This window comes from Intestinimonas sp. HCP28S3_D6 (assembly GCF_052065695.1).
Taxonomy (GTDB): Bacteria; Bacillota; Clostridia; order Oscillospirales; family Oscillospiraceae; genus Intestinimonas.
In genome coordinates, this window is sequence record NZ_JBQHTM010000127.1 from 1 (window position 1) to 1,279 (window position 1,279).

Here is a 1,279-nt window from a genome sequence, read left to right on the forward strand (position 1 = left end):
GCAGATAAATAATGGCTATTTTGCACTGAAATCACCTTAACCAAGCGCAAATGGCGGCTAATACATTGAGTAGAAACAGGATAAAGGCTTTTATTCAGAGGTTCCTTAGCTATCTAAAAGGAAGAATTGGTTGGCAAGGCCTTACTGCTGATGAATTTATTGATGAGGGCCCTTACCTTATAACTGGTACAGATTTTGAAAATGGTAAGATTCAATTTGATAGAAGCTATCATATTTCAGATGAACGGTACAATCAAGCACCTGAAATTCAATTAAAAGTAGGTGATTTGCTGGTTACAAAGGACGGCACAGTTGGCAAAATGGCATACGTGGATACACTACCAGGTAAAGCTTCTTTAAATAGCCATCTATTGCTTATTCGTCCGCTTGAAAACAAATTTGATAACCGATTTCTTTTCTGGCTGATGAGTAGTTCGGTATTTAATGGTTACACAGAGTATGCTCAGGATGGTACAGTAATGGCCTCTCTTTCACAAGAAAAAATAGGTAATTTTATTGCATACTTTCCTGAAATTACAGAACAGCAAGCTATCGCAGATTTTCTCGACAAAGAATGTGCCCAGATTGACAGCATTGCCGCAGATTTGGAAAAACAGATTGTGCTTTTGCAGCAATACAAAAAGTCCCTGATTACCGAAACAGTAACCAAGGGGCTGGACAAGTCTGTGCCGATGAAGGACAGTGGGGTTGAATGGATTGGGAAAATTCCGGCGCATTGGGATTTTAAAAGGCTGAAATTTATGCTGGAAAACAGCTCAGATAGTATGAAAGTAGGTCCTTTTGGAAGTGCACTCTCAGGTAGTGATTTCACAGATGAGGGTAAATGGGTATATAATCAACGAGTTGTTCTCGACAATAATTTTTCAGAAAATACTACCTTTGTTTCTGAAGAGAAATTTCAGGAAATGCGAAGCTTTGCTGTATATCCTGGCGATATCCTTATTACTACAAGAGGCACGATTGGAAAAGTTGCTATTGTTCCAGAAGGGGCTAATGAGGGTATCTTGCACCCATGTATTATCAAATTTAGAGTAGACAAAGAAATGATTATACCTGAACTGTTACAGCTCATTTTTAATGAATCAGACTTTGTTAAAGACCAATTTACCCTTATGAGCAATGCAACTACGATAGAAGTTATTTATTCTTCGCAAATTGCAAGTGCAAGCTGGACACCTGCACGGTAGAACTTAGTTAATCAGAGCGTCGGTCAGGATGGAAGCCGCTGGCTTCCATCCTGGGCGATGCTGCCGCAGCC

The 1,279-nt window shown here is 39.7% G+C and carries 1 protein-coding gene; it reads left to right on the forward strand.

The window, feature by feature from the left end; all coding sequences use genetic code 11:
* Positions 1-65 precede the first annotated feature (65 nt).
* Positions 66-1,208 carry a restriction endonuclease subunit S gene (locus ACTNBK_RS17025; protein WP_441147881.1) on the forward strand — a complete coding sequence of 381 codons (1,143 nt, stop codon included), beginning with the start codon at positions 66-68 and terminating at the stop codon, positions 1,206-1,208.
* Positions 1,209-1,279 lie beyond the last annotated feature (71 nt).